The following is a 19,954-nucleotide window of genomic DNA, read 5'->3' as shown; positions in this document are numbered from 1 at the left end:
GGCATGGCTGGCGCCGGCTTGCAAAACTCACGCCGATGTAAGGTGGCCGCCATTCCTTCGCCACAGTAGGGAACGAAACCGGTTTTGGCAGATTTAGCCCCTGATTCCCTTGGGGAGGACAGGAATGGACAGCCTGACGATTCAGGACGCTTTCGCGCCCTACTATGCCGGTCGCAGCCGGATTGCCGCACGCCAGGACAAGCGGCTGCCAGCCCGGAACGACACCAGCCTGACCAAGCAGGCCGCGAGTGCCTTGCCGACCAATGTCAGGCTTTCCGACAACAAACCCGACAGCACGACGGAGCACTGACCGGACGATGCCCAATCGCTTCGATATCTTCATCACCCGTCTTGAAACGAAAAACGCCCGCAACGGCGCACCCCTGCCCTCTTTGGGCGACCAGCACCGTGGCCGCCGCGACAAGGACAACGCAAAGCCAGTCCGGAATGGCGAGGCGCACGCCGAGAAAGAGCGCGGAAAGCACCGCCACAAACACGACGCCTGATCTGATTCAGATCGGCGAGGCGGCCGCCCAAGGTGGCGAACGCTGGGCCAGGCGCTCAGTCCAGATATCGTGAAACGCGCGCTTTCAGAAGCTCGATCAGCTCCGGGTCCATGAATTTGTAGTCATCCGGAATGTCGAGGCAGATCACCTTGGCCGCCTTCAGGCTGGCCTTGAATTTCTTCTGCAGTTTGGTGCGGTGGGTTTTCTCCATGACAAAAATGATGTCAGCCCAGGCGACCAGTTCGTGCGTCAGCGGATTGTCGGCATCGTGATTGGTGCCGGCCGATTCGACCTCGATGTCGCGGCGGGTGGAAAACACCTGCTCGGCGGTCGGGCTGCGCAGCCGGTTCTGGCTGCAGACGAAGAGGAGTTTTTTCAAAGGATTAGGGCGCCAGGTCCGCCACCACGGCGTCGAGCACGATCATGCCGGCGGGCGTGGCGCGCAGCCGCGTGTTGCCGATCGGCGCCACCAGCCCCTCGCCTTGCAGCACCGACAGCCGCGCGCTCGACAGGCCGCGCCCGGAAAACGCTTCGTAGCGGGTGAGGTCGATGCCTTCGGCGAGCCTGAGCCCCATCAGCAGGAATTCGTCGGCCTCTTCGGAGCGAGTCAGGAGCTCGCCGCCGGTTATGCCATGGCCCTTGGCCTCGACCAGGTTGGCCCAGGTTTCCGGCATTCTCTCAGCAATCGTCACCACCCGATGGCCGTTCTCGACGAAGCGGCCATGCGCGCCGGGGCCGACGCCGACATATTCGCCGTAGCGCCAGTAGGTCAGATTGTGCCGGCTCTCGGCGCCTGGCCGCGCGTGGTTGGAAATCTCATAAGCCGGCAAACCATGCGCCGACGTGATCTCCTGCGTCAGCGCATAGAGGTCGGCGGCGTGGTCGTTATCGGGAATGGCGAATTTCTTCGCCGCGTGCAGCGCATGGAAGGGCGTGCCTTCCTCGATGGTCAGCTGGTAGAGCGACAGATGGTCGGCGGCATGGCCGATCGCCTGTTCGAGTTCCGCCTGCCAATCCTCCGGCGTCTGTCCGGGGCGGGCATAGATCAGGTCGAAGGACAGGCGCGGAAAGATTTCGCGCGCGAGCGCGATGGCGTGCAGGGCTTCCTCGACGTTGTGCAGCCGGCCGAGGAAGCGCAGATCCTTGTCGTTCAGGGCCTGCACGCCGAGCGAGACGCGGTTGACCCCCGCGATCCGGTAACCACGAAACCGCTCCGCCTCGACCGAGGACGGGTTGGCCTCAAGCGTCACCTCGATGCCGTCAGGCACCGCCCAGTTCTTGGCCACCGCGTCCAGAACCCTGGCCACGGTTTCTGGCTTCATCAGCGACGGCGTGCCACCGCCGAGGAAGATGCTGGTCACTTCGCGCGGCCCGGTGCGCTGGCGCATCGTCGCAAGCTCGGCCTCGAAGGCGGCGGCAAAGCGCTCCTGGTCGACCGGCTGGTGGCGGACATGGCTGTTGAAGTCGCAATAGGGGCACTTGGCCGCGCAGAACGGCCAATGCACGTAGACGCCGAAGCCGGGACTGCGGTCGAGCGCCATGGTGGTGCTGGACCCGATCATTCCGAACCAAGCCGAGCGCGCGCGAATTTCTGGAAGGCGCGGGCGCGATGCGACAGCGCCGTCGCCTGGCCTGGCTTCCAGCCGTGCTTTTCCTCCGCATTCATCTCGCCGAAGGTTTTGTCGAAGCCATTGGGCAGGAATACCGGATCGTAGCCGAAGCCGAGTTCGCCGCGCGGCGGCCAGACCAGAGCGCCCTCGGCCTCGCCGCGATAATATTCGGCCTCGCCGTCGGGAAAAGCGAGGCAGATGACGGCGACGAAGCGGCCGGTGCGCCGTTCGGGCGTGGCCGCGCCGACTTCCTGCAGCGCCACTTCGGTGCGCTGCATGGCCATGGCGAAATCGCGCGATCCTTCCGGCGTCTCGGCCCAGTTGGCGGTGTAGACGCCTGGCGCGCCATCGAGCGCGTCGACGCAGAGGCCGGAATCGTCCGACAGCGCCGGCAGGCCGGTCGCCTTCGCGGCCGCGAAGGCCTTGATGTAGGCGTTTTCCTCGAAGGTGGTGCCGGTCTCGTCCGGTTCGGGCAGGCCATACTCCTTGGCCGACTTCGCCTCGAAGCCGAACGGACCCATCAGGTCGGCGAATTCGCGCAGCTTGCCTTCATTGTGGCTGGCGACGACGATCTTCTTGCCATGGAGTGAATGCATCAAAGGCCCCAGATTCTCGGCTCGGCGAACTCGATCGAATTGCCCGAGGGGTCGCGTATATAGATCGAACGGCCACCTTGCGGCCATTCGAATTCGCTTTCGATGGCGATTTTCTTCGCTTGAAGATGGGCTTTCCAGCCGTCGATTTCAGCGGCGGTTGCGGCAAAGCACAGATGGCCTTCGCCAACCGCGCCGTGCGGCGGTACTTTCAGCTTCGCGTCCGGTGCGTGCGGAATTTTGGTCGCCTCGGCGTTGAAGATGAGCAGAACGCACGGGCCGCAGCGGAAGAAGAGGTGGCGGCCTTCCACCTTGCCGAGGAGGATGAGGCCGAGGATGTCGGTGTAGAAGCGCTCGGCGGCAGGCAGGTCGGTGACGTAGAGGGCCGATTCCAGGATTGCGGAAGGTGTCACGAGGCGCCCCCCTCTGCCCTGCCGGGCATCTCCCCCACGAGGGGGGAGATTGGCTGTATCAGTAGCTTTCGCCACTTTTCAACGTTGAAGGGCAGGCACGGCCAGCCAAACTGCCAATCTCCCCCCTCGTGGGGGAGATGCCCGGCAGGACAGAGGGGGGCGCCTGGACTCGGCATCAAAATCCTACGCCACCGCCATCTGCTGCAGGCTGACCAACCGGGAAATGCCCTTCTTGGCCAATCCCATCAAGTCCGCGAACTGCGCCTCGGAAAAGGGCTCGCCCTCGGCGGTGCCCTGGATCTCGACGATGCCGCCCTTGCCGGTCATGACGAAATTGGCGTCGGTGCCGGCCGAGGAATCCTCGATATAGTCGAGATCGATGACCGGCTGGCCGTCATGGATGCCGCAGGAAATCGCGGCGACATGATCCTTCAGCACCTTCGAAACGCTGGCCATCTGCCGCGCTTCCATCCAGCGCAGGCAGTCATGGAGCGCCACCCAGCCGCCGGTGATCGAAGCGGTGCGGGTGCCGCCATCGGCCTGGATGACGTCGCAGTCGACGGTGATCTGCTGTTCACCCAGCGCCTGCAGGTCGACCACGGCGCGCAGTGAACGGCCGATCAGGCGCTGGATTTCCAGCGTGCGGCCGCCCTGCTTGCCGGCGGAAGCCTCGCGGCGCATGCGCTCTCCGGTCGAGCGCGGCAGCATGCCGTATTCAGCCGTGACCCAGCCCTTGCCGGAATTGCGCATCCAGCCCGGTACCTTTTCCTCGAGGCTCGCGGTGCACAGGACATGCGTGTCGCCGAATTTCACCAGGCACGAGCCTTCGGCATGCTTGGAGACGCCGCGCTCGAAGGAGATGGCGCGCATTTCGTCGAATTGGCGTTTGGAGGGGCGCATTCAGGCTTCTTTCCAGTCATTTTTCGGAATCGTGGCCGGCTTGTAGCCCCACCAAGCCCATGGCGCAAAGGAAAATGGCCGAGCGATCCGGCACCGGGTGATCTGGCACAGACACCGGGTGATCTGACACAGACACCGGGTTGCGCGCGGGTAACGGAAGTCTATATCCTTGAGCCGGAGGTTTTTGGCGCAATGACCAAGGCAGTCGATCCCGCGTCGCGGTCGCCCGCGCTTCAATCGCTCGACATGCGCTCGCGCGACATCTTCCGGCGCATCGTCGATTCGTACCTCAGGGATGGCGAACCCGTGGGCTCGCGCAGCCTGTCGCGCATCCTGCCGTCCTCGCTGTCGCCCGCCACCATCCGCAATGTGATGAGCGACCTCGAGCATCTCGGGCTGATCTACGCGCCGCACATTTCGGCCGGGCGTCTGCCGACGCAGGCCGGCCTGCGTTTCTTCGTCGACGCCTTCATGGAACTCGGCGACCTTTCCGACGAGGAGCGCCGCACCATCGAAGCGCAGGTGCGGGCCTCCGGCTCGGGCGCGACGCTGGAGCACATGCTGACCGAGGCCAGCCAGATGCTGTCGGGCATGTCGCGCGGCGCCGGGCTGGTGCTGGCCGCCAAGAACGAGGTGGCGCTGAAGCACATCGAATTCATCCAGTTGGAGCCGACCAAGGCGCTGGCCGTGCTGGTGTCCCAGAATGGCGATGTCGAGAACCGCGTCGTCGACCTGCCGGCCGGCATCACAGTCTCGCAATTGCACGAGGCCTCTAATTTCCTCAACGCCCATATTCGCGGCCGCACTTTGGCCGAGGCGCGCACCGAGATCGCCCGCATCAAGGAAGAGACAAGGGCGGCGCTCGACACGCTGTCGCAGGACCTCGTCGAGAAGGGACTGGCGGTGTGGGCGGGCGCCGAAAGCGGGCTGCCGGCGCGGCTCATCGTGCGCGGCCGCGCCAATCTGCTCGAAAACGTCACCGCCCAGGCCGACATCGAATTGCTGCGCCATCTGTTCGAGGACATGGAGACGCAGGACGGCCTGATCCAGTTGCTCGACCTCGCCGAGGAGGGATCGGGCGTGCGCATCTTCATCGGTTCGGAAAACAAGCTGTTTTCGCTGTCGGGCTCATCGCTGGTGGTGGCCCCCTATCGCGACAAGGACGCGCGCGTCGTCGGCGCGCTCGGCGTCATCGGCCCGACCCGGCTCAACTATGCCCGCATCGTGCCGATGGTGGATTACACGGCGCAGCTGATTTCCCGCATGCTGCGCTAAGGTCCTAAAATCGAGACAGGCCGCAAAGGAGAAAAAGAATGGCGCTGGAATCATTCAAGGCCCAGATCAGTCTGCTGCTCGAAGAGATGGTCAACCAGCCGGAAGACCAGCACGAAATTCAGGAACAGCTGCGCGAAAAACTGCGCGAAATGCGCGCCATGGGCCTGCCGTTGCCCGCCGATCTCGTTGCCCTGGAAAAACGCCTGGATGACGATTTTTACGCTGCCGGGACCTGATTCCTGACGTTTGCTTCGAACCATCGTGCGTGAGGGAACCCAGGGACAGACCGATCGTTAATTTCCTTCACGATCGAGTGGAGGAAATGATGCGATTGGCCGGACTGGCGATGTCCGCACTGTTTCTCACGACCGCGGCTCTCGCCCAGCAGGCCGATCAGCCTGCGCTCAAAGGCGCGGCGGCTTTCGGCGACTGGCGGGCGGACAGGCCCGGTGTACGCCGGCTGATCAAGCCGGAAGACCTGCCTAAACCCTATGCCACCAAATCCGCCTCGAACGGCGCCGGCATTGTCGACATGCCGGCGGATGCGAAGCCACGCCTGCCGTCCGGGTTTTCGGCCGAGCTGATCGCCTCGGGGATCGACAATCCGCGCGTCGTGCGCGTCGCGCCGAACGGCGACCTGTTCGTCGCCGACAGCGAAGCCAACCAGATCCGCGTTTATCGCCTGACGAAGGACAGCGCGAAACCCGCCGAAAACGGCATCTTCGCCGGCGGCCTCAACCAGCCCTATGGCATTGCCTTCTATCCCTTGGGCAACGATCCGCAATGGGTCTATGTCGCCAGCAGCGACAGCATTGTGCGCTTTGCCTATCGCAATGGCGACCTGAAGGCCTCGGGCGGTTCGCAAACCATCGTCGACAACATTCCGGCGAACCACCACTGGACGCGCGACATCGCCTTTTCGCCCGACGGCAAGACACTTTACCTCTCCGTCGGCTCCGGCTCGAATGTCGCCGAGAATATGGGCAAAAGACCCAGAGGCGGGCTCGACGCCTGGGTCAAGTCCAAGCCGCTCGGCGCCAGTTGGGGTTCCGAGGCGGGCCGGGCCGAGGTGCGGGCCTTCGACCCGGACGGCAAGAACGGCCGCGTCGTCGCCACCGGGCTACGCAACTGTTCGGGCATGACCGTGCAGCCGGCAACCGGCGCGCCGTGGTGCGTCGTCAACGAACGCGACGCACTCGGCGACAATGTGCCGGCCGAATACGCGACATCGGTCAGGGAAGGCGCCTTCTATGGCTGGCCCTGGTATTACATCGGCAACAATGAGGACCCGCGCCACAAGGGCGAGCGTCCCGACCTCGCCGGCAAGGCTGATATTCCCGACGTGCTGATGCAGGCGCATTCGGCGCCGCTCAACATCGCGTTCTATGATGGCAAAAGCTTTCCCGAGGAGTATCGAGGCGATGCCTTCGTGACCCTGCACGGCTCCTGGAACCGCGGCAACAGGACCGGCTACAAGATCGTCCGCCTCCTGTTCAAGGACGGCAAGCCGACCGGGGAATATGAAGATTTCATGACCGGCTTCGTGGCCTCCAATGGCGAGGTGTGGGGCCGGCCCGTGGGCGTGGCGGTGGCCGGCGACGGATCGTTGATCGTGAGCGAAGACGGCAACGGCACGATCTGGCGCGTGACTTATAACGGCGGCCGATCCTGACCCGTCCTTGCGGCCGGACCATTGCCGTCTGGTGTAAGCGAATCCCGCGCGCAGGGCGTTCTCCCGGAGCCCGCCTCGTGCGACAAGGGCATACTCGCCCTTGGACGCCGACACCATGACCCTCACCGGATTCCTTGCCTACAGCGCCGCTCTCGGCATCGCCGCCGCCATTCCCGGCCCCGGCATCACCGCGCTGGTCGCGCGTGCGCTGGGCTCGGGCTTTCGCTCTTCGCTCGCCATGTCCTTCGGCCTGATGCTCGGCGACCTCACTTATCTGACGGCCGTGGTGCTGGGCCTCGCCTTCGTCGCACAGGAATTCGGCATGGTTTTCCTGGCGATCAAATGGGCCGGCGTCGCCTATCTCGCTTTCCTCGGCTGGCGCTTCTGGACCGCCGGTATCACGCCCGAAACCATCGAAGCCAGGAAGGGCAAGGGCGGATTGCCGTCGAGCTTCGCCGCCGGGCTCACCGTGACGCTCGGCAATCCAAAGACGATGATCTTCTACCTCGCCATCACGCCGACCATCGTCGACCTGAAGACGATCACGCTTGCCGATTACGGCATTCTCGTCGCACTGACGGTGGTCGTCCTGTTCGTCGTGCTGGTGCCCTACCTGGCACTCGCCGCCAAGGCACGCTGGTTCCTGAAGTCGCCGCGCGCGCTCAAGGTGCTGAACCGCACCGCCGGCGCGTTCATGGTTGGCGCGGCGGCGGCGATCGCTGCTCGTCAGTAGGTCGTTTCGGCCAAACCATTCCGTGGCCCGGCTGTTTCGAGAAATGCCTTTCCGAGGGCCAGGCGTTTTCAGCACACGCCCCCCTCGGATATTTTCGAGCCGCAGCCTATCTTGCGCGGTTGAAAGCCCTATTCTGTCGGCTACTGCCAATTGCCTGAAATCCAGGGAGCGAAACCAATGAACAAGCCCGTCACTTCCGCCCGCGTGCCCGGCCGCGGCCGCATCTACAATTCCATCACCGACACGATCGGCGATACGCCCCTGGTACGGCTCGACAAGTTCGCCAAGGAGAAGGGCATCGTCGCCAATCTGGTCGCCAAGCTCGAATTCTTCAATCCGATCGCCTCGGTCAAGGACCGTATCGGCGTGGCGATGATCGAGGCGCTGGAGGCAGCCGGCAAGATCACGCCCGGCAAGACCACGCTGATCGAACCGACATCGGGCAACACCGGCATCGCGCTGGCCTTCGCCGCCGCCGCCAAGGGCTACAAGCTGATCCTGACCATGCCGGAGACGATGTCGGTCGAGCGCCGCAAGATGCTGGCGCTGCTCGGCGCCGAACTGGTGCTGACCGAAGGCCCGAAAGGCATGAAGGGCGCCATCGCCAAGGCCGACGAACTGGCCGCGACGATCCCCAACGCCATCATTCCGCAGCAGTTCGAAAACCCGGCCAATCCGGAAATCCATCGCAAGACGACAGCGGAGGAAATCTGGAACGACACGCAGGGCGAGATCGACATCTTCGTCGCCGGCATCGGCACAGGCGGCACCATCACCGGCGTCGGCCAGGTGTTGAAGAAGCGCAAGCCCGCGCTGCATGTCGTCGCCGTCGAACCGGATGCCTCGCCGGTGCTGTCGGGCGGCCAGCCCGGCCCGCACAAGATCCAGGGCATCGGCGCCGGCTTCGCGCCCAAGATCCTCGACACCACGGTCTATGACGAGATCGTCAAGGTCTCGAACGAGGATTCCGTCGCCAATGCGCGCCTCATCGCCCGCCTCGAGGGCGTGCCGGTCGGCATCTCGTCGGGCGCGGCGCTGCAGGCAGCGATCGTCGTCGGTTCGCGGCCGGAGAACAAGGGCAAGACCCTGGTCGTGGTCATCCCCGATTTCGCCGAGCGCTATTTGTCGACGATCCTGTTCGAGGGGCTTGGGGCTTAGGGTTTCGAACTCCCGTCTTTCCTTCTCCCCTTGTGGGAGAAGGAAAGGCCCCGTGAGCCTGGCCCGCAGAAAAACCTGCCGTGGCGCGCCGTACCCGACTTGAGCAGACCGCTGCTTCCGGTGCAAACCTCCAGCGGCCCTGGTTCGGGCCGGGGGAGGATTTCATGTACAAGCTTTACACGCGTCCCGGCAGTGGCGGCTTTGTCGTCGAGGCGGCGCTGACGCTGATCGATGCGCCTTTCGAACAGATCGACGTGCCGAAGAGCGAGGCGCCCGATCCGGCCTTCCTCGCCATCAGCCCGTTGAACCAGGTGCCGGTGCTGACCTTGCCGGACGGGCGCTCGGTCACCGAATCGGCGGCGATCTGCATCCTGCTCGCCGAACGCCACCCACAGGCCGGCCTGGCGCCGGCGGCCGAGGAACCGGCGCGCGCGGAGTTCCTGCGCTGGATGGCGTTCATGTCCTCGGTGCTCTACCCGGCGGTGCTGCGGCTCTACTATGCCCATCGCTACACGGCGGATGCCGAGGGTACGAAGGCGGTGAAACAGGCTGCGGTCGCCGAGATGGACCGCGCTTTTGCAGTCGTTGATGCCGCCTTGCGCGGCCGCGACTGGCTCGTCGGCGATAAGATGTCGCTGGCCGACATCTATCTCGTCATGCTGGTGGCCTGGCATCCCGACATCGACAGAGCGCGGGCGGCCTGGCCTGATATCGAACGCCTGTGGACGGGGCTGCGCCAGCACCCGCTTATGAAGACGCTCAACACCTCGCACGAGATGTGGCCGGTCTGATCGGCCGAAAAAGCCGCCCGCGCGCACGACCTCACTGTATGAACGCGGTGCGTTTTGCTTGCAGGAAGCGGCGCACCGCCGGATCGCGCTCGAGGCCGATCGCGCGATCATAGGCCTCGACCGCCTGCGGTCCCTGGCCGAGCCTGGCCAGGAGACCGGCACGCGCGGCCCAGTAGGGCTGATAGTCATTGAGCCGCTTGTCGTCACCCAGCACGTAAAGGGCGGCCAACCCCGCCACCGCGCCCTCGGTCTCGGCGATCGCCACCGCGCGGTTGATCGCCACCACCGGCGATCCCGCAATCGAAAACAGCGCGTCGTAGAGTTCGCGAATCGCGATCCAGTCGGTGCGACCGGTGAGCCGCCGCGCCGCATGGACGGACTGCACGGCCGCCTCCAGCTGGTAGCGGCCGATGACGCCCTTGGTGGCGGCACCGCGAAGACATGCTTCGGCCTCGTCGACCAGCACATGATCCCACAATGCATGGTCCTGATCGGCGAGCGGCACATAATCGCCGGCCGTATCGCGACGCGCCGCGCGGCGCGCCTCGGCGAACAGCATCAGCGACAGCAGGCCCAGCGCCTCCGGTTCGTCCGGCAGCAGCGAGGCCACCAGCCGACCGAGCCAGATGCCTTCGGTGGCGAGGTTGCGGCGTCGCGTCTCGGTACCGGCCGGATCGGACCAACCCTCGGCGAAAGCGGCGTAGATCGCCTCCAGCACCGCATCCAGCCTTTCACCGAGTTCGGCCCGCTCCGGCACGCGGAACGGAATGCCGGTCTCGCGGATGCGGCTCTTGGCGCGCACCAGGCGCTGGCCCATCGTGGCCGGCGAGAGCAGGAAGGCGGAAGCGATCGTCGCGGCATCGAAGCCGAGGATGGTCTGCAGGATCAGCGGCGCCCGCACGCCGGGTTCGATCGCCGGATGGGCGCAGGCGAACATCAGCCGCAATCGTTCGTCGGGCAGGTCTTCGTCGGTCATGCGCGCCTCCGCCTCCTCGGCAATCAGCTTGAGATGGTCACGGCCGGCTTCGCTGGTCAGCCGCCGCCGCACCGCATCGACACGCCGCCGCCTGGCCACGGCGAGCAACCAGGCTTCCGGCTTTTCCGGCACGCCGGAGCGCGGCCAGCGTTCGAGCGCCGCGGCAAAGGCGTCGGCCAGCGCATCCTCGGCGGCGGCCACGTCGCGCGTGCGCGCGGCGAGCCAGGCGACCAGCTTGCCATAGCTCTGCCGGGCGGCGGCCTCGGCGACCGCCCGGGCGATCTCCGGGCGACTGTCCATCACGCCGTCACTTCTTGGGCATATAGTCGGCCATTTCCCAGATCGGCCGCAGCTCGACCGTGCCGGTGCTGGCCGCCGGACAGCGTGCCGCCCAGTCGATGGCGGTATCGATGTCGGCCGCCTCGATCATGTAGAAACCGGCAAGCTGCTCCTTGGTGTCGGCATAGGGGCCGTCGATCACGTTGGTCTTGCCGTCGGCGATCCGCACCGAGGTGGTCGCCTGGGTCGGACGCAGCCTTTCGCCGGCCAGCCACGCCCCGGACTTCTTCAACGCCTCGGTATAGGCGGCATAAGCCGCGCTCATCTGCTGGGCTTTCTCAATCGGCGTGTTCGCCAGCGCGGCTTCGTCGTTGTTGATCAAAAGCATGTATCGCATGGGTCTTCTCCCGTGGTTTCGAGGGCCGCGTCCTTGCGGGGCCAGACGTATGTCGCGCGGCGGTGGCCGATTTCGACAGGTTGCGGAAAAAACTTTCGTCTCCGGCCGCGCCTTGTGCAAGCGGGCATGCGTTTCAAAGGCTCGGGGGCCGGCATGGAGCCGCCGGAAGGTGCGGTGAGATGGCTGGTGGATTTATGCGCCCAAAATGGGCGCGCGGCGTCGCGTCATGCTCGCCCTCCGGCGCCACCGGCAATGGCTGGAAGCTGTACACGGATGGCTTGCATCAAAGGATGGGGAAGGCGGCTTGGGACGGTCGGTCACGCTGGCCTCGGCTGCTTATGTCCTGTGACACTAAGCCAGCCGATGGCGGTCTCAAAGACGCGGCAATGTCGCACGCTGTCTGCCGGCGAAAGCCGGACGTTCGGCGCGATAGGTCGTGGCGCGGGACGAGGCACCCGGCCTGCAGATGCGGCTGTTGTGGCGGCTCTCGAAAGTCATGGTCAGTGCGCGCCCAGCGAGGTGCCGCGACGGGCGCAGGCCGGACCGGGGCCGCGCATGTAGTAGCGCTCGGGCCGATAGGTCGGCGCGACGAATTCGCGGATGGCGGCGGCATAGCCGATGAGGTGCGTGAGGAAGTTCATTTTACCCGGTCCCTGTCCCGATTTTCGGATGTCCCTTCCGAATTGCGAGAACGATAGCATCAAGGCGTGAATACTCAGTGAACGCGATGTTAATTTTTGGTCGAAAACCCGTCGCTTCGTGGCCGGAATGCGGCTGATTCGGGGTGTTTCGGTGCCCCTTGTCGTCATTTCGGCTGGTGTGACTTTTGCATCACATATGTTTCGTTTGAATGTCGCCTTGGCGCGCTTTTGTTTCAACTTTCGAACCGTCGCTGGAATTTCCTTGCCGGATGGCCGGTGGGGTCGGAACCGGCCCGGGCAACGGACGTTGGGATCACGGCATTGCCGGCTCACAGGTGCTGCCTGTCGGCAGGCCGGAATCCCGCCACAAGCAAGAGCAATGGAAAGGCTGAAATCATGGGCTTCTTTTCGAAGGACATCAAAACACTGGACGATCTCTTCGTGCACACGCTGCGCGACATCTATTATGCCGAGAAGCAGATCGAGAAGGCGTTGCCGAAGATGATCGACAAGGCAACCGATCCGCAATTGAAGGCCGGCTTCGAAAAACATCTCGAACAGACCAAGGGCCATATCGAACGCGTCGAGGAGGTGTTCGAGCTGCACGGCGTGAAGGCCAAGCCGGTGAATTGCCCGGCCATTGACGGCATTCTCGAGGAGGCCGACGACGTCAGCAGCGATGTCGATGACAAGGATGTTCTCGACGCCGCGCTGATCGCTTCCGCCCAGGCCGTCGAGCACTATGAGATGACCCGCTACGGCACCTTGATCGCCTGGGCCAAACAGCTCGGCCGCAGCGATTGCGCCAATGTGCTGGCCAAGAACCTCAGGGAAGAGCAGGCGACGGATCGCAAGCTGACCGAAATGGCGGAAAGCAAGATCAACCTGCAAGCCGCCGAATAGGGGCTGACAGCCGGGGCCGGCGGCAACCGCGCCGGCCACGGCCGGATCGCGTTGGAACCGAGCGGGGTGGTCGTCCGTTGCAGCTGATCTTTCTCAAGGGGAATCATCATGGCGCCGCGCCCGGCCTGGAAAGGCTATCTGAAGCTCTCGCTGGTCACCTGTGCCATCGAACTGACCAATGTCGTCACCCATGCCGAGAAGGTCTCGTTCCGTATCCTCAACCGCAAGACCGGCAATACGGTGAAGCGGATCTACGTCGATGCCGAGACCGGCAAGCCGATCGAGGATGGCGACGAGATCAAGGGCTACGAGATCGACAAGGGCGATTTCGTCCGTATAGAGGAGGATGAGATCGAGGCGGTGCAGATCGAATCCTCGCACACGATGAGCCTCGACGGCTTCGTCGACAAGGCCTCGATCCAGCAGATCTATCTCGACACGCCTTACTATGTCGCGCCGGCCGACACGGTTTCGGAAGAGGCCTTCGCCGTCATCCGCGACGCCATGGCGGGCAAGAAGATGGCGGGGCTTGCCCGCATCGTTCTGTACAGCCGCGAACGGCCCGTGGTCATCGAGCCGCTCGGCAAGGGCATGGTGCTGACGACGCTGCGCTACGACAACACGGTGCGCCAGCCGGAAAGCGTCTTCGGCGACATCAAGGCGGTGAAGACCGACCAGGAGATGACCGATCTCGCCGAACTCATCATCGACAAGAAGAAGGCGAAGTTCGATCCGTCGAAATTCGAGGACAAATATGAGGACGCCCTGCTCGAACTGATCCGCGCCAAGAAGGCGGGGCACAAGGCGCCGAAGGCCAAGGCCGCTCCCAAGCCCTCCAACGTCGTCAATCTGTTCGACGCGCTGAAGAAGAGCCTCTCGTCTGACTCCGGCCCGTCGAAACCATCATCCCAGGCGAAAGCCAAGCCGGCGACCAAAAGCGCCAAGGCGAAAAGCGTTGCGCCGAAGCGCAAATCGGCCTGAGGATACGAGATGGCAAGCCTCGAACAGTATCATTCGAAGCGCGACTTCAAGAAGACCGCGGAGCCGGCCGGCAAGGTTACGCGCGGGCAGAAGGGCGGCGGCATCTTCGTGATCCAGAAGCATGCCGCGACAAGGCTGCATTACGATTTTCGCCTCGAGCATGACGGCGTGCTGTGGAGCTGGGCGGTGACGCGCGGTCCTAGCCTCGACCCGCACGAAAAGCGGCTGGCCGTGCATGTCGAGGATCATCCCATCGACTATGCCGGCTTTGAAGGCACCATCCCCAAGGGCGAATATGGCGGCGGCTCGGTGCTCGTCTGGGACGAAGGAACCTGGACGCCCGAGGACGATCCCGCGAAGATGATGAAGAAGGGGCACATCAACTTCGAACTCGAGGGCCACAAGCTGCGTGGCAAATGGCATCTGGTGCGGCTGCGGCCGCGCCCGGGCGAAAAACGAGACAACTGGCTGCTGATCAAGTCCGACGATGCCGCCGCGCGCCCCGGCGAGGATATTCTCAACGACGAGCCGAAGTCGGTGAAATCAGGCCTGACGATCGAGGAGGTCGGCGAAGGCAAGGCGGCCAAGGGCGAGAAACCCAAAGTCTGGCACTCGAACAAGCCGGCCACCGGCAAGGCCAAGGCCGGGGCCAGGAAACTCGACTTCATCGAACCGCAGCTCGCCACGCTGGAGCGGGACGCACCGTCGGGCCAGGACTGGCTGCATGAGGTGAAGTTCGACGGCTATCGCATGCAGGCGCAGATCGCCGGCACCGACGTGCGGCTCTTGACCCGAACCGGCCTCGACTGGACGGAAAAATTCGGCGGCGAGATCGCGGCCGAACTCGCCGGGCTGAAATGCAGCGATGCTATCATCGACGGGGAGATCGTAGTGCTGGCCGACAGCGGCGTGTCGTCCTTCGCGCTGCTGCAGCAGGACCTGTCGGCGAAGCGGACGAACCGGTTCATCTACTATGTGTTCGACCTGATGCGGCTCGACGGCAAGGATTTGCGCAGGGAACCGCTGGTCGAGCGCAAGCAGGCCTTGCAGGACCTGCTCGGCGAGCAGGCCGCCAATGCGGCGGTGCGTTTCTCCGACCATTTTGCCGAACCCGGCAAGATCATGCTGGAACATGCCTGCCGCATGGGGCTGGAAGGCGTCGTCTCAAAACGCTCCGATGCGCCCTACCGCGGCGGGCGCGGTCCGGCATGGGTCAAATCGAAGTGCACGGCGCGGCAGGAATTCGTCATCGGCGGCTATCTGCCATCTGACAAGACGGGACGCGGCCTGCGTTCGCTGCTGGTCGGCTATTTCGAAGACGGCCGCCTGCACTATGCCGGCCGGGTCGGCACCGGCTTCTCCACCAAGGGCGCCAACGAGCTGAAAAAGAGGCTCGATGCGCTGACGTCGGACGCCTCGCCCTTCGATGCGGCGGTGCCGAAAGGCAAGGGCCTTGTCTGGGTCAGGCCGGAACTGGTCGGCGAAGTGGAGTTTCGCAGCTGGACCTCGGACCGTATAATACGCCATGCTTCGTTCCAGGGGCTGCGCGAGGACAAGCCGGCGGAGGAAGTCGTGCAGGAAAAGCCGAAGGCGGCGACAGGCCAGCCAGCGACAGGCAAGGGCCCGGCAAAGGCCAAGCCGGCGGCAAGCAGCGCCGGTAGGCCTGCCGGCGGGATGACGACCTCCGTAAAGCTCTCCCATCCCGACAAGCTTTTGTGGCCCGACGAGAAGATATCGAAGCAGGACCTGCTCGACCATTACGCGCTGGTCTGGCCGCGCATGGAACAGTTCGTCGTCAACCGGCCGCTAAGCCTGGTGCGCGCGCCGGACGGCGTTGGCGGGCAGCGCTTCTTCCAGAAACACGCCTCCCCCGGAATGAGCGACAAGATCGCCCGGATGAGGGACCCCGGGGATGGCGAGGAAATCCTGTTCATCCGGGATTTCGACGGGGTCGCGGCTCTCGTCCAGTATGGTGTGGTCGAGATCCACATCTGGGGCTGCACGATCGACAAGCTCGAACAGCCGGACCAGATCGTCTTCGACCTCGACCCCGATGAGGGCGTCGATGTGAAGGCGGTGCGCGAGGCGGCGCTCGACATCAGGGGCAAGCTCGACGAGCTGTCGCTGCCCAATTTCGTCAAGACATCGGGCGGCAAGGGCTTTCATGTCGTCGTGCCGCTGAAACCGTCGGCGGATTGGGCCGAAGTCAAAGACTTCGCCCATGATTTCGCCAGGGCGCTGGAGCAGGGTGCCCCCGACCGCTACACGGCGACGCTGTCGAAGAAGGCGCGTACGGGAAAAATCTTCGTCGACTATCTGCGCAATGGCAGCGGCGCGACCACCGTGGCACCTTACTCCTCACGGGCCAAGAAGGGCGCGACGGTGTCGATGCCGGTGACCTGGCCCGAGATCGAGGCCGGCCTGGCGCCGAATGCCTTCCCGATCGGCGACAAGACGACGTTGGCGAAGCTGGCGGAAGCCGACCCATGGAAGGACTTTTTCAGGCAGGGGAAGGCTTTGAAGCGGACCCCATGATTTCGTCATCCTAGGGCGGAGCGACGCAAAGCGTCGCGCAGAACCCTAGGATCCATGCCGTGACTTCGGCCGCAGATCGGGGCAGAGCGGAGTTCTGGACCGTATTATCGTTGGGAAGTTCCCGGCATGGATCCTCGGGTCTGCGCTGCGTCGCTGCGCTCCTTGCTTCGCCCGTGGATGACGAAGCAGGTTCACCCCAAAAACACCCTTTCGAACGCCTGCTTGCCCGGCGGCGAAAATACCACCGCGCGGCTGTCCTTCTCGCGGCGTGCCCATTTCTCGGCAAGGATCTTGTCGAGGATGGCGGCGCCCAGCGTGCCGGCGAGGTGCGAGCGCCGCACGCTCCAGTCGAGGCAGGCGCGGCACACCGGCCGCCTAGGCTTGGTGTAGACATCGATGCCGATCGCCGCGAAGTGCGAGGCCGCCGAGGGGCCGAGCCTGATCTCCTGGCCGTCGCGGACCAATATGTTCTTGTCGACAAGACGATCCAGCATCGCAACGGCCTGTTCGCCGGCAAGGTGATCGTAGCAGACGCGCGCGATGCGCATCGCGCCGTCGCGGGGGCCCGGCCGCACGCGCTTTGGGCCTACGGCTTCGGCCACGCCGGTGATGGCTTCGATCATGCCGGCCACTTGCGGGCCGGCCAGCCCGTAATAGCGATGCCGGCCCTGACTGGCCACGGTCAGCAGTCCGCCCTCCATCAGTTTGGACAGATGCGAGGACGCGGTCGGCAGCGACACGCCGGCCTCCAGCGCCAGTTCGCTCGCGGTCAATGCCGTGCCACCCATCAGGGCGTTCAGCATGTTGGCGCGGGCCGGATCGCCGACCAGGCTGGCGATGCGGGCAATATCGGGTCCTTCGCGCATGGTTTGATCCTCATCGAAGCATTCTTGTAAGATAACCAGTATTCTCGGTCCAGCTCAAGGAGCCGGCATGATGGCTCCTGACACCAGACTGACTAGCACAGAGATGCGCGTGACGTTTCGACCGCCCTCGAACCGTCGTTGCAAAACCCCAAGGAGACCGAGATGACCATCACCTGCTTCATCCGCTATGAGATCGACCCGTTCGGCAAGGCCGCCTTCGAGGAGTATGCCCGCAATTGGGGCCAGGCCATTCCGCGCTGCGGCGCCGATCTGATCGGCTATTTCGCGCCGCACGAGGGCTCGGCCACGACGGCCTATGCCGCCTACAACATCGAAAACCTGGCGGCCTACGAAGCCTATCGCGCCCGGCTTGCCGCCGACCCCGCCGGCAAGGCAAACTACGAGTTCGCCCGCCGCGAACGGTTCATCCTCAAGGAGGACCGCATGTTCCTGAAACTGGCGTCCGGCCCGCACGCGCCGCTGGCGAAGGTATGATCGCCGTCATCTTCGAGGTGCAGCCCGCGGAAGGCCGGCGCGAGGCTTATCTCGGCATCGCCGCCGAGTTGCGTCCGCTGCTCGACGGCATCGATGGATTCATTTCCGTCGAGCGCTTCCAGAGCCTGGCCGACCAGAACCGGGTGCTGTCGCTGTCATTCTGGCGCGACGAGGAGGCGGTCAAGGCCTGGCGCAATACGGAAGAACACCGGCAGGCGCAGCAGGCCGGGCGCGGCGGTATCTTTGCCGGCTATAGATTGCGGATCGCCCATGTGGTGCGGGACTACGGGCTGGCCGAGAGGGACGAGGCGCCGGCGGACAGCCGGGCGGTGAATGGGTAGCGCCTTCCCTTCTCCCCTTGTGGGAGAAGGTGGATCGGCGCGTCAGCGCCGAGACGGATGAGGGGTGTTCCAGCGGAGTGAGACGTTGGTGTTCCCTGGAACACCCCTCATCCGACCTCGCTTCGCGAGGCCACCTTCCCCCACAAGGGGGGAAGGAAGAAGCGCGCCTCACGCATTCCCGATCAGCACGCCGGCCGCGAACACCAGGGCGCCGCCCAGCACCACCTGGAAGGCGGCGCGCAGGAACGGGGTCTGCATGTAGCGGTTCTGGACGAAGGCGATGGCCCACAATTCGAAGAACACCACCACGGCGGCAACGGCGGTGGCCGTCCAGAAATGCGGGATGAGGTAGGGTAGCGCGTGGCCGAGCCCGCCCGCGGACGTCATGACGCCGGTGGTGATGCCGCGTTTTACCGGCGAGCCCCTGCCCGACAATTTGCCGTCGTCGGAAGCGACCTCGGTGAAGCCCATTGAAATGCCGGCGCCGATCGAGGCGGCCAGCCCGACCAGAAAGGTCTGCCAGGTATCATGGGTCGCAAAGGCGGCGGCGAAGATCGGCGCCAGCGTCGAGACCGATCCATCCATCAGACCAGCCAGCCCGGGCTGCACGTAGGTCAGGATGAACTGACGCTGTTCGGCGGCGGCCTCTTCGTCCTTCACGTCGCCCGGTACGTGCGTCTGCTCCAGCGCATGAGCCGAGCTTTCATGGCCCTGTTCGGCCGCGGCCAGGTCGCCGAGCAGTTTGCGGGTCGAGGCGTCGGTGGTGCGCTTGGCCGCCTCGACATAAAACAGATAGGCCTGCCGCTCCATCGCCTCGGCCTGGCGGCGCACGGCCTCGACGCCGAGCGGCCGCACCAGCCAGTCGGGCTTGCGCTCATAATAGCCCTTCACATGTTCACGGCGGATCAACGGAATGCGCTCGCCGAAGCGCTTGCGGAAGAGTTCAATCAGCGAGTCGCGATGGCCATCCTCTTCCTCGGCCATCGCCTCGAACACCTTTGCCGATTGCGGGAAAGTCTCGGCCAGCCCGTCCGCATAGGCCCGGTAAATGCGCCCGTCATCTTCCTCCGATGAAATGGCCAGCGCCAGGATCTCCTGTTCGGAGAGCGATTCGAAGGGGCGGCGGCCGAAGCCGAAAACACGGGAAAGCATGAGAAAATCACCCTAGTTTAGAATGGTTCTAAACTAAGGTTTACGGCGTCCGTGGTCAATCGCGCGCTTGGCCGGCGGTTCAAGAATAGTTGAAGCCCCGGTCTGGGTATCGCTCTTCATTATCAGTGAATGTTCGCCTATATTTGGGAACCAAGTCATAAAAGGAACGAGCTGATGACGGCAAAGACGCCTCCGCACGCCTATGACCCGAAACCGGTCCTCGATCTCATCGCCAGCATCGAGGCCGACCTGCAGCGCCTGAAGGGCCTGGTCGAGCAGCAGGTCGAGAAATTCGACCCCGCCAATCCACACAACAAGGCGCCGGACGGCAAGCTGACCGAGGAAGGCGTCGAGTGCTGCTACCGCATGTTCGACGAAGGCAAGTCACGCTATACGGTGGCCCAGCAGATGAAGATCTCGTTCGCCGCCGCCACGCATCGGTTCAACGGCTGGCGCAAGCTGGGCGGGAGCAAACGGCAGCGGACGTTGCTGGGTTAGGATTGGGCTAAGGGCCCTTGGGGCAGGACGCGGCCAATTGCCAAGGCTAGCGCCACCCCTCATTGCCCTGCCGGGCATTTCTCCCCGTATAGTGACGGGGAGAAAACAGCTGTGTCCGAACCGGATAGATAGGTAACAGAATGGACCGATAGCATGGGTGACAGTTTTCTTGTCCGCCGGGAGGACCGGCGATGGTTTGGCGAGAAACTGGGATCATGGACGAGCGGCTACGGTTTGTT

At 64.3% G+C, this 19,954-nt stretch carries 24 protein-coding genes; 14 read left to right on the top strand and 10 right to left on the bottom strand.

Annotation, left to right across the window (positions count from 1 at the left end; all coding sequences use genetic code 11):
- The first annotated feature begins 124 nt into the window (after window positions 1–124).
- Both EN845_RS18075 and EN845_RS18070 read left to right on the top strand, forming a co-directional pair.
- Window positions 125–310, top strand: a complete 186-nt coding sequence (locus EN845_RS18075; RefSeq protein ID WP_127871091.1) for a hypothetical protein — start codon at window positions 125–127, stop codon at window positions 308–310.
- A 7-nt stretch (window positions 311–317) separates the two neighbouring features.
- Window positions 318–506, top strand: coding sequence for a hypothetical protein (locus EN845_RS18070; protein ID WP_127871090.1), 189 nt, complete (start codon window positions 318–320; stop codon window positions 504–506).
- Window positions 507–561: 55 nt separating this feature from the next.
- Here the strand turns inward: EN845_RS18070 and EN845_RS18065 are convergent, their stop codons facing one another.
- The 5 genes from EN845_RS18065 to rph all read right to left on the bottom strand — a co-directional run bounded on the left by EN845_RS18065 (window position 562) and on the right by rph (window position 4,022).
- Window positions 562–885: a low molecular weight protein tyrosine phosphatase family protein gene (locus tag EN845_RS18065; RefSeq protein WP_127871089.1), complete on the bottom strand. Its 324-nt coding sequence runs from the start codon at window positions 883–885 to the stop codon at window positions 562–564.
- 4 nt (window positions 886–889) lie between these two features.
- Complete coding sequence (gene hemW / locus EN845_RS18060) at window positions 890–2,068, bottom strand: radical SAM family heme chaperone HemW (RefSeq protein ID WP_127871088.1); 1,179 nt, start codon at window positions 2,066–2,068, stop codon at window positions 890–892.
- Window positions 2,065–2,712 carry an RdgB/HAM1 family non-canonical purine NTP pyrophosphatase gene (gene rdgB / locus EN845_RS18055; RefSeq protein WP_127277909.1) on the bottom strand — a complete coding sequence of 216 codons (648 nt, stop codon included), beginning with the start codon at window positions 2,710–2,712 and terminating at the stop codon, window positions 2,065–2,067. The genes hemW and rdgB overlap by 4 nt, the downstream gene beginning before the upstream one ends.
- Entirely contained in the window at window positions 2,712–3,122 is a 411-nt protein-coding gene (locus EN845_RS18050; protein WP_127871087.1) for a VOC family protein, read from the bottom strand. Before EN845_RS18050 ends, rdgB begins: the two co-directional genes overlap by 1 nt.
- A 183-nt stretch (window positions 3,123–3,305) precedes the next feature.
- On the bottom strand, window positions 3,306–4,022 hold the full coding sequence (rph, locus tag EN845_RS18040) for a ribonuclease PH (RefSeq protein WP_127277911.1): 717 nt from the start codon (window positions 4,020–4,022) through the stop codon (window positions 3,306–3,308).
- Window positions 4,023–4,214: 192 nt separating this feature from the next.
- Between rph and hrcA the strand changes: the two genes are divergently transcribed.
- The 6 genes from hrcA to EN845_RS18010 all read left to right on the top strand — a co-directional run bounded on the left by hrcA (window position 4,215) and on the right by EN845_RS18010 (window position 9,651).
- Entirely contained in the window at window positions 4,215–5,297 is a 1,083-nt protein-coding gene (hrcA, locus tag EN845_RS18035; RefSeq protein ID WP_127277912.1) for a heat-inducible transcriptional repressor HrcA, read from the top strand.
- Window positions 5,298–5,335: 38 nt separating this feature from the next.
- Window positions 5,336–5,533: a hypothetical protein gene (locus EN845_RS18030; RefSeq protein ID WP_127277913.1), complete on the top strand. Its 198-nt coding sequence runs from the start codon at window positions 5,336–5,338 to the stop codon at window positions 5,531–5,533.
- Between the two features lie 86 nt (window positions 5,534–5,619).
- Window positions 5,620–6,969 (top strand): sorbosone dehydrogenase family protein, encoded by a 1,350-nt coding sequence (locus tag EN845_RS18025; RefSeq protein WP_127871086.1) that lies wholly within the window; start codon window positions 5,620–5,622, stop codon window positions 6,967–6,969.
- A 115-nt stretch (window positions 6,970–7,084) separates the two neighbouring features.
- The gene (locus tag EN845_RS18020; RefSeq protein WP_127871085.1) at window positions 7,085–7,702 is read left to right on the top strand and encodes a LysE family translocator; all 618 of its coding nucleotides are present in this window, start codon (window positions 7,085–7,087) and stop codon (window positions 7,700–7,702) included.
- A 177-nt stretch (window positions 7,703–7,879) separates the two neighbouring features.
- Window positions 7,880–8,860, top strand: a complete 981-nt coding sequence (gene cysK, locus EN845_RS18015; protein WP_127871084.1) for a cysteine synthase A — start codon at window positions 7,880–7,882, stop codon at window positions 8,858–8,860.
- 164 nt (window positions 8,861–9,024) lie between these two features.
- Window positions 9,025–9,651, top strand: a complete 627-nt coding sequence (locus EN845_RS18010) for a glutathione S-transferase family protein (protein WP_127871083.1) — start codon at window positions 9,025–9,027, stop codon at window positions 9,649–9,651.
- 31 nt (window positions 9,652–9,682) lie between these two features.
- On the opposite strand, the gene EN845_RS18005 is transcribed toward EN845_RS18010, so the two are convergent.
- The 3 genes from EN845_RS18005 to EN845_RS17995 all read right to left on the bottom strand — a co-directional run bounded on the left by EN845_RS18005 (window position 9,683) and on the right by EN845_RS17995 (window position 11,944).
- Window positions 9,683–10,927, bottom strand: coding sequence for an RNA polymerase sigma factor (locus tag EN845_RS18005; protein WP_127871291.1), 1,245 nt, complete (start codon window positions 10,925–10,927; stop codon window positions 9,683–9,685).
- 7 nt (window positions 10,928–10,934) lie between these two features.
- On the bottom strand, window positions 10,935–11,303 hold the full coding sequence (locus tag EN845_RS18000; protein ID WP_127279426.1) for a YciI family protein: 369 nt from the start codon (window positions 11,301–11,303) through the stop codon (window positions 10,935–10,937).
- Window positions 11,304–11,803: 500 nt separating this feature from the next.
- Window positions 11,804–11,944 (bottom strand): hypothetical protein, encoded by a 141-nt coding sequence (locus EN845_RS17995; protein ID WP_013892047.1) that lies wholly within the window; start codon window positions 11,942–11,944, stop codon window positions 11,804–11,806.
- A 396-nt stretch (window positions 11,945–12,340) separates the two neighbouring features.
- Between EN845_RS17995 and EN845_RS17990 the strand changes: the two genes are divergently transcribed.
- The 3 genes from EN845_RS17990 to ligD all read left to right on the top strand — a co-directional run bounded on the left by EN845_RS17990 (window position 12,341) and on the right by ligD (window position 16,363).
- Entirely contained in the window at window positions 12,341–12,847 is a 507-nt protein-coding gene (locus EN845_RS17990; protein ID WP_127279425.1) for a ferritin-like domain-containing protein, read from the top strand.
- Between the two features lie 108 nt (window positions 12,848–12,955).
- On the top strand, window positions 12,956–13,828 hold the full coding sequence (locus EN845_RS17985) for a Ku protein (RefSeq protein WP_127871082.1): 873 nt from the start codon (window positions 12,956–12,958) through the stop codon (window positions 13,826–13,828).
- Between the two features lie 9 nt (window positions 13,829–13,837).
- Complete coding sequence (gene ligD / locus EN845_RS17980) at window positions 13,838–16,363, top strand: DNA ligase D (RefSeq protein ID WP_127871081.1); 2,526 nt, start codon at window positions 13,838–13,840, stop codon at window positions 16,361–16,363.
- Window positions 16,364–16,554: 191 nt separating this feature from the next.
- Here the strand turns inward: ligD and EN845_RS17970 are convergent, their stop codons facing one another.
- On the bottom strand, window positions 16,555–17,229 hold the full coding sequence (locus tag EN845_RS17970) for a winged helix-turn-helix domain-containing protein (protein WP_127871080.1): 675 nt from the start codon (window positions 17,227–17,229) through the stop codon (window positions 16,555–16,557).
- Between the two features lie 162 nt (window positions 17,230–17,391).
- Here EN845_RS17970 and EN845_RS17965 point away from each other — a divergent pair, with 162 nt between their 5' ends.
- Together EN845_RS17965 and EN845_RS17960 are read left to right on the top strand one after the other, a co-directional pair.
- Window positions 17,392–17,724 (top strand): NIPSNAP family protein, encoded by a 333-nt coding sequence (locus EN845_RS17965; RefSeq protein WP_127871079.1) that lies wholly within the window; start codon window positions 17,392–17,394, stop codon window positions 17,722–17,724.
- Window positions 17,721–18,065: an antibiotic biosynthesis monooxygenase gene (locus EN845_RS17960; protein WP_127871078.1), complete on the top strand. Its 345-nt coding sequence runs from the start codon at window positions 17,721–17,723 to the stop codon at window positions 18,063–18,065. The genes EN845_RS17965 and EN845_RS17960 overlap by 4 nt, the downstream gene beginning before the upstream one ends.
- 168 nt (window positions 18,066–18,233) lie before the next feature.
- Here EN845_RS17960 and mbfA read toward each other — a convergent pair whose 3' ends face one another.
- The gene (gene mbfA / locus EN845_RS17955) at window positions 18,234–19,217 is read right to left on the bottom strand and encodes an iron exporter MbfA (protein WP_127871077.1); all 984 of its coding nucleotides are present in this window, start codon (window positions 19,215–19,217) and stop codon (window positions 18,234–18,236) included.
- Window positions 19,218–19,391: 174 nt separating this feature from the next.
- On the opposite strand from mbfA, the gene EN845_RS17950 reads away from it, so the two are divergent.
- Window positions 19,392–19,715, top strand: a complete 324-nt coding sequence (locus EN845_RS17950) for a hypothetical protein (RefSeq protein ID WP_127280438.1) — start codon at window positions 19,392–19,394, stop codon at window positions 19,713–19,715.
- Window positions 19,716–19,954: the final 239 nt, after the last annotated feature.

The sequence above is a fragment of the Mesorhizobium sp. M8A.F.Ca.ET.202.01.1.1 genome (genome assembly GCF_004791595.1).
GTDB lineage: Bacteria > Pseudomonadota > Alphaproteobacteria > Rhizobiales > Rhizobiaceae > Mesorhizobium.
Note: the sequence above shows the minus strand (reverse complement) of the source record. Positions and strands in the feature narration are given on the sequence as shown.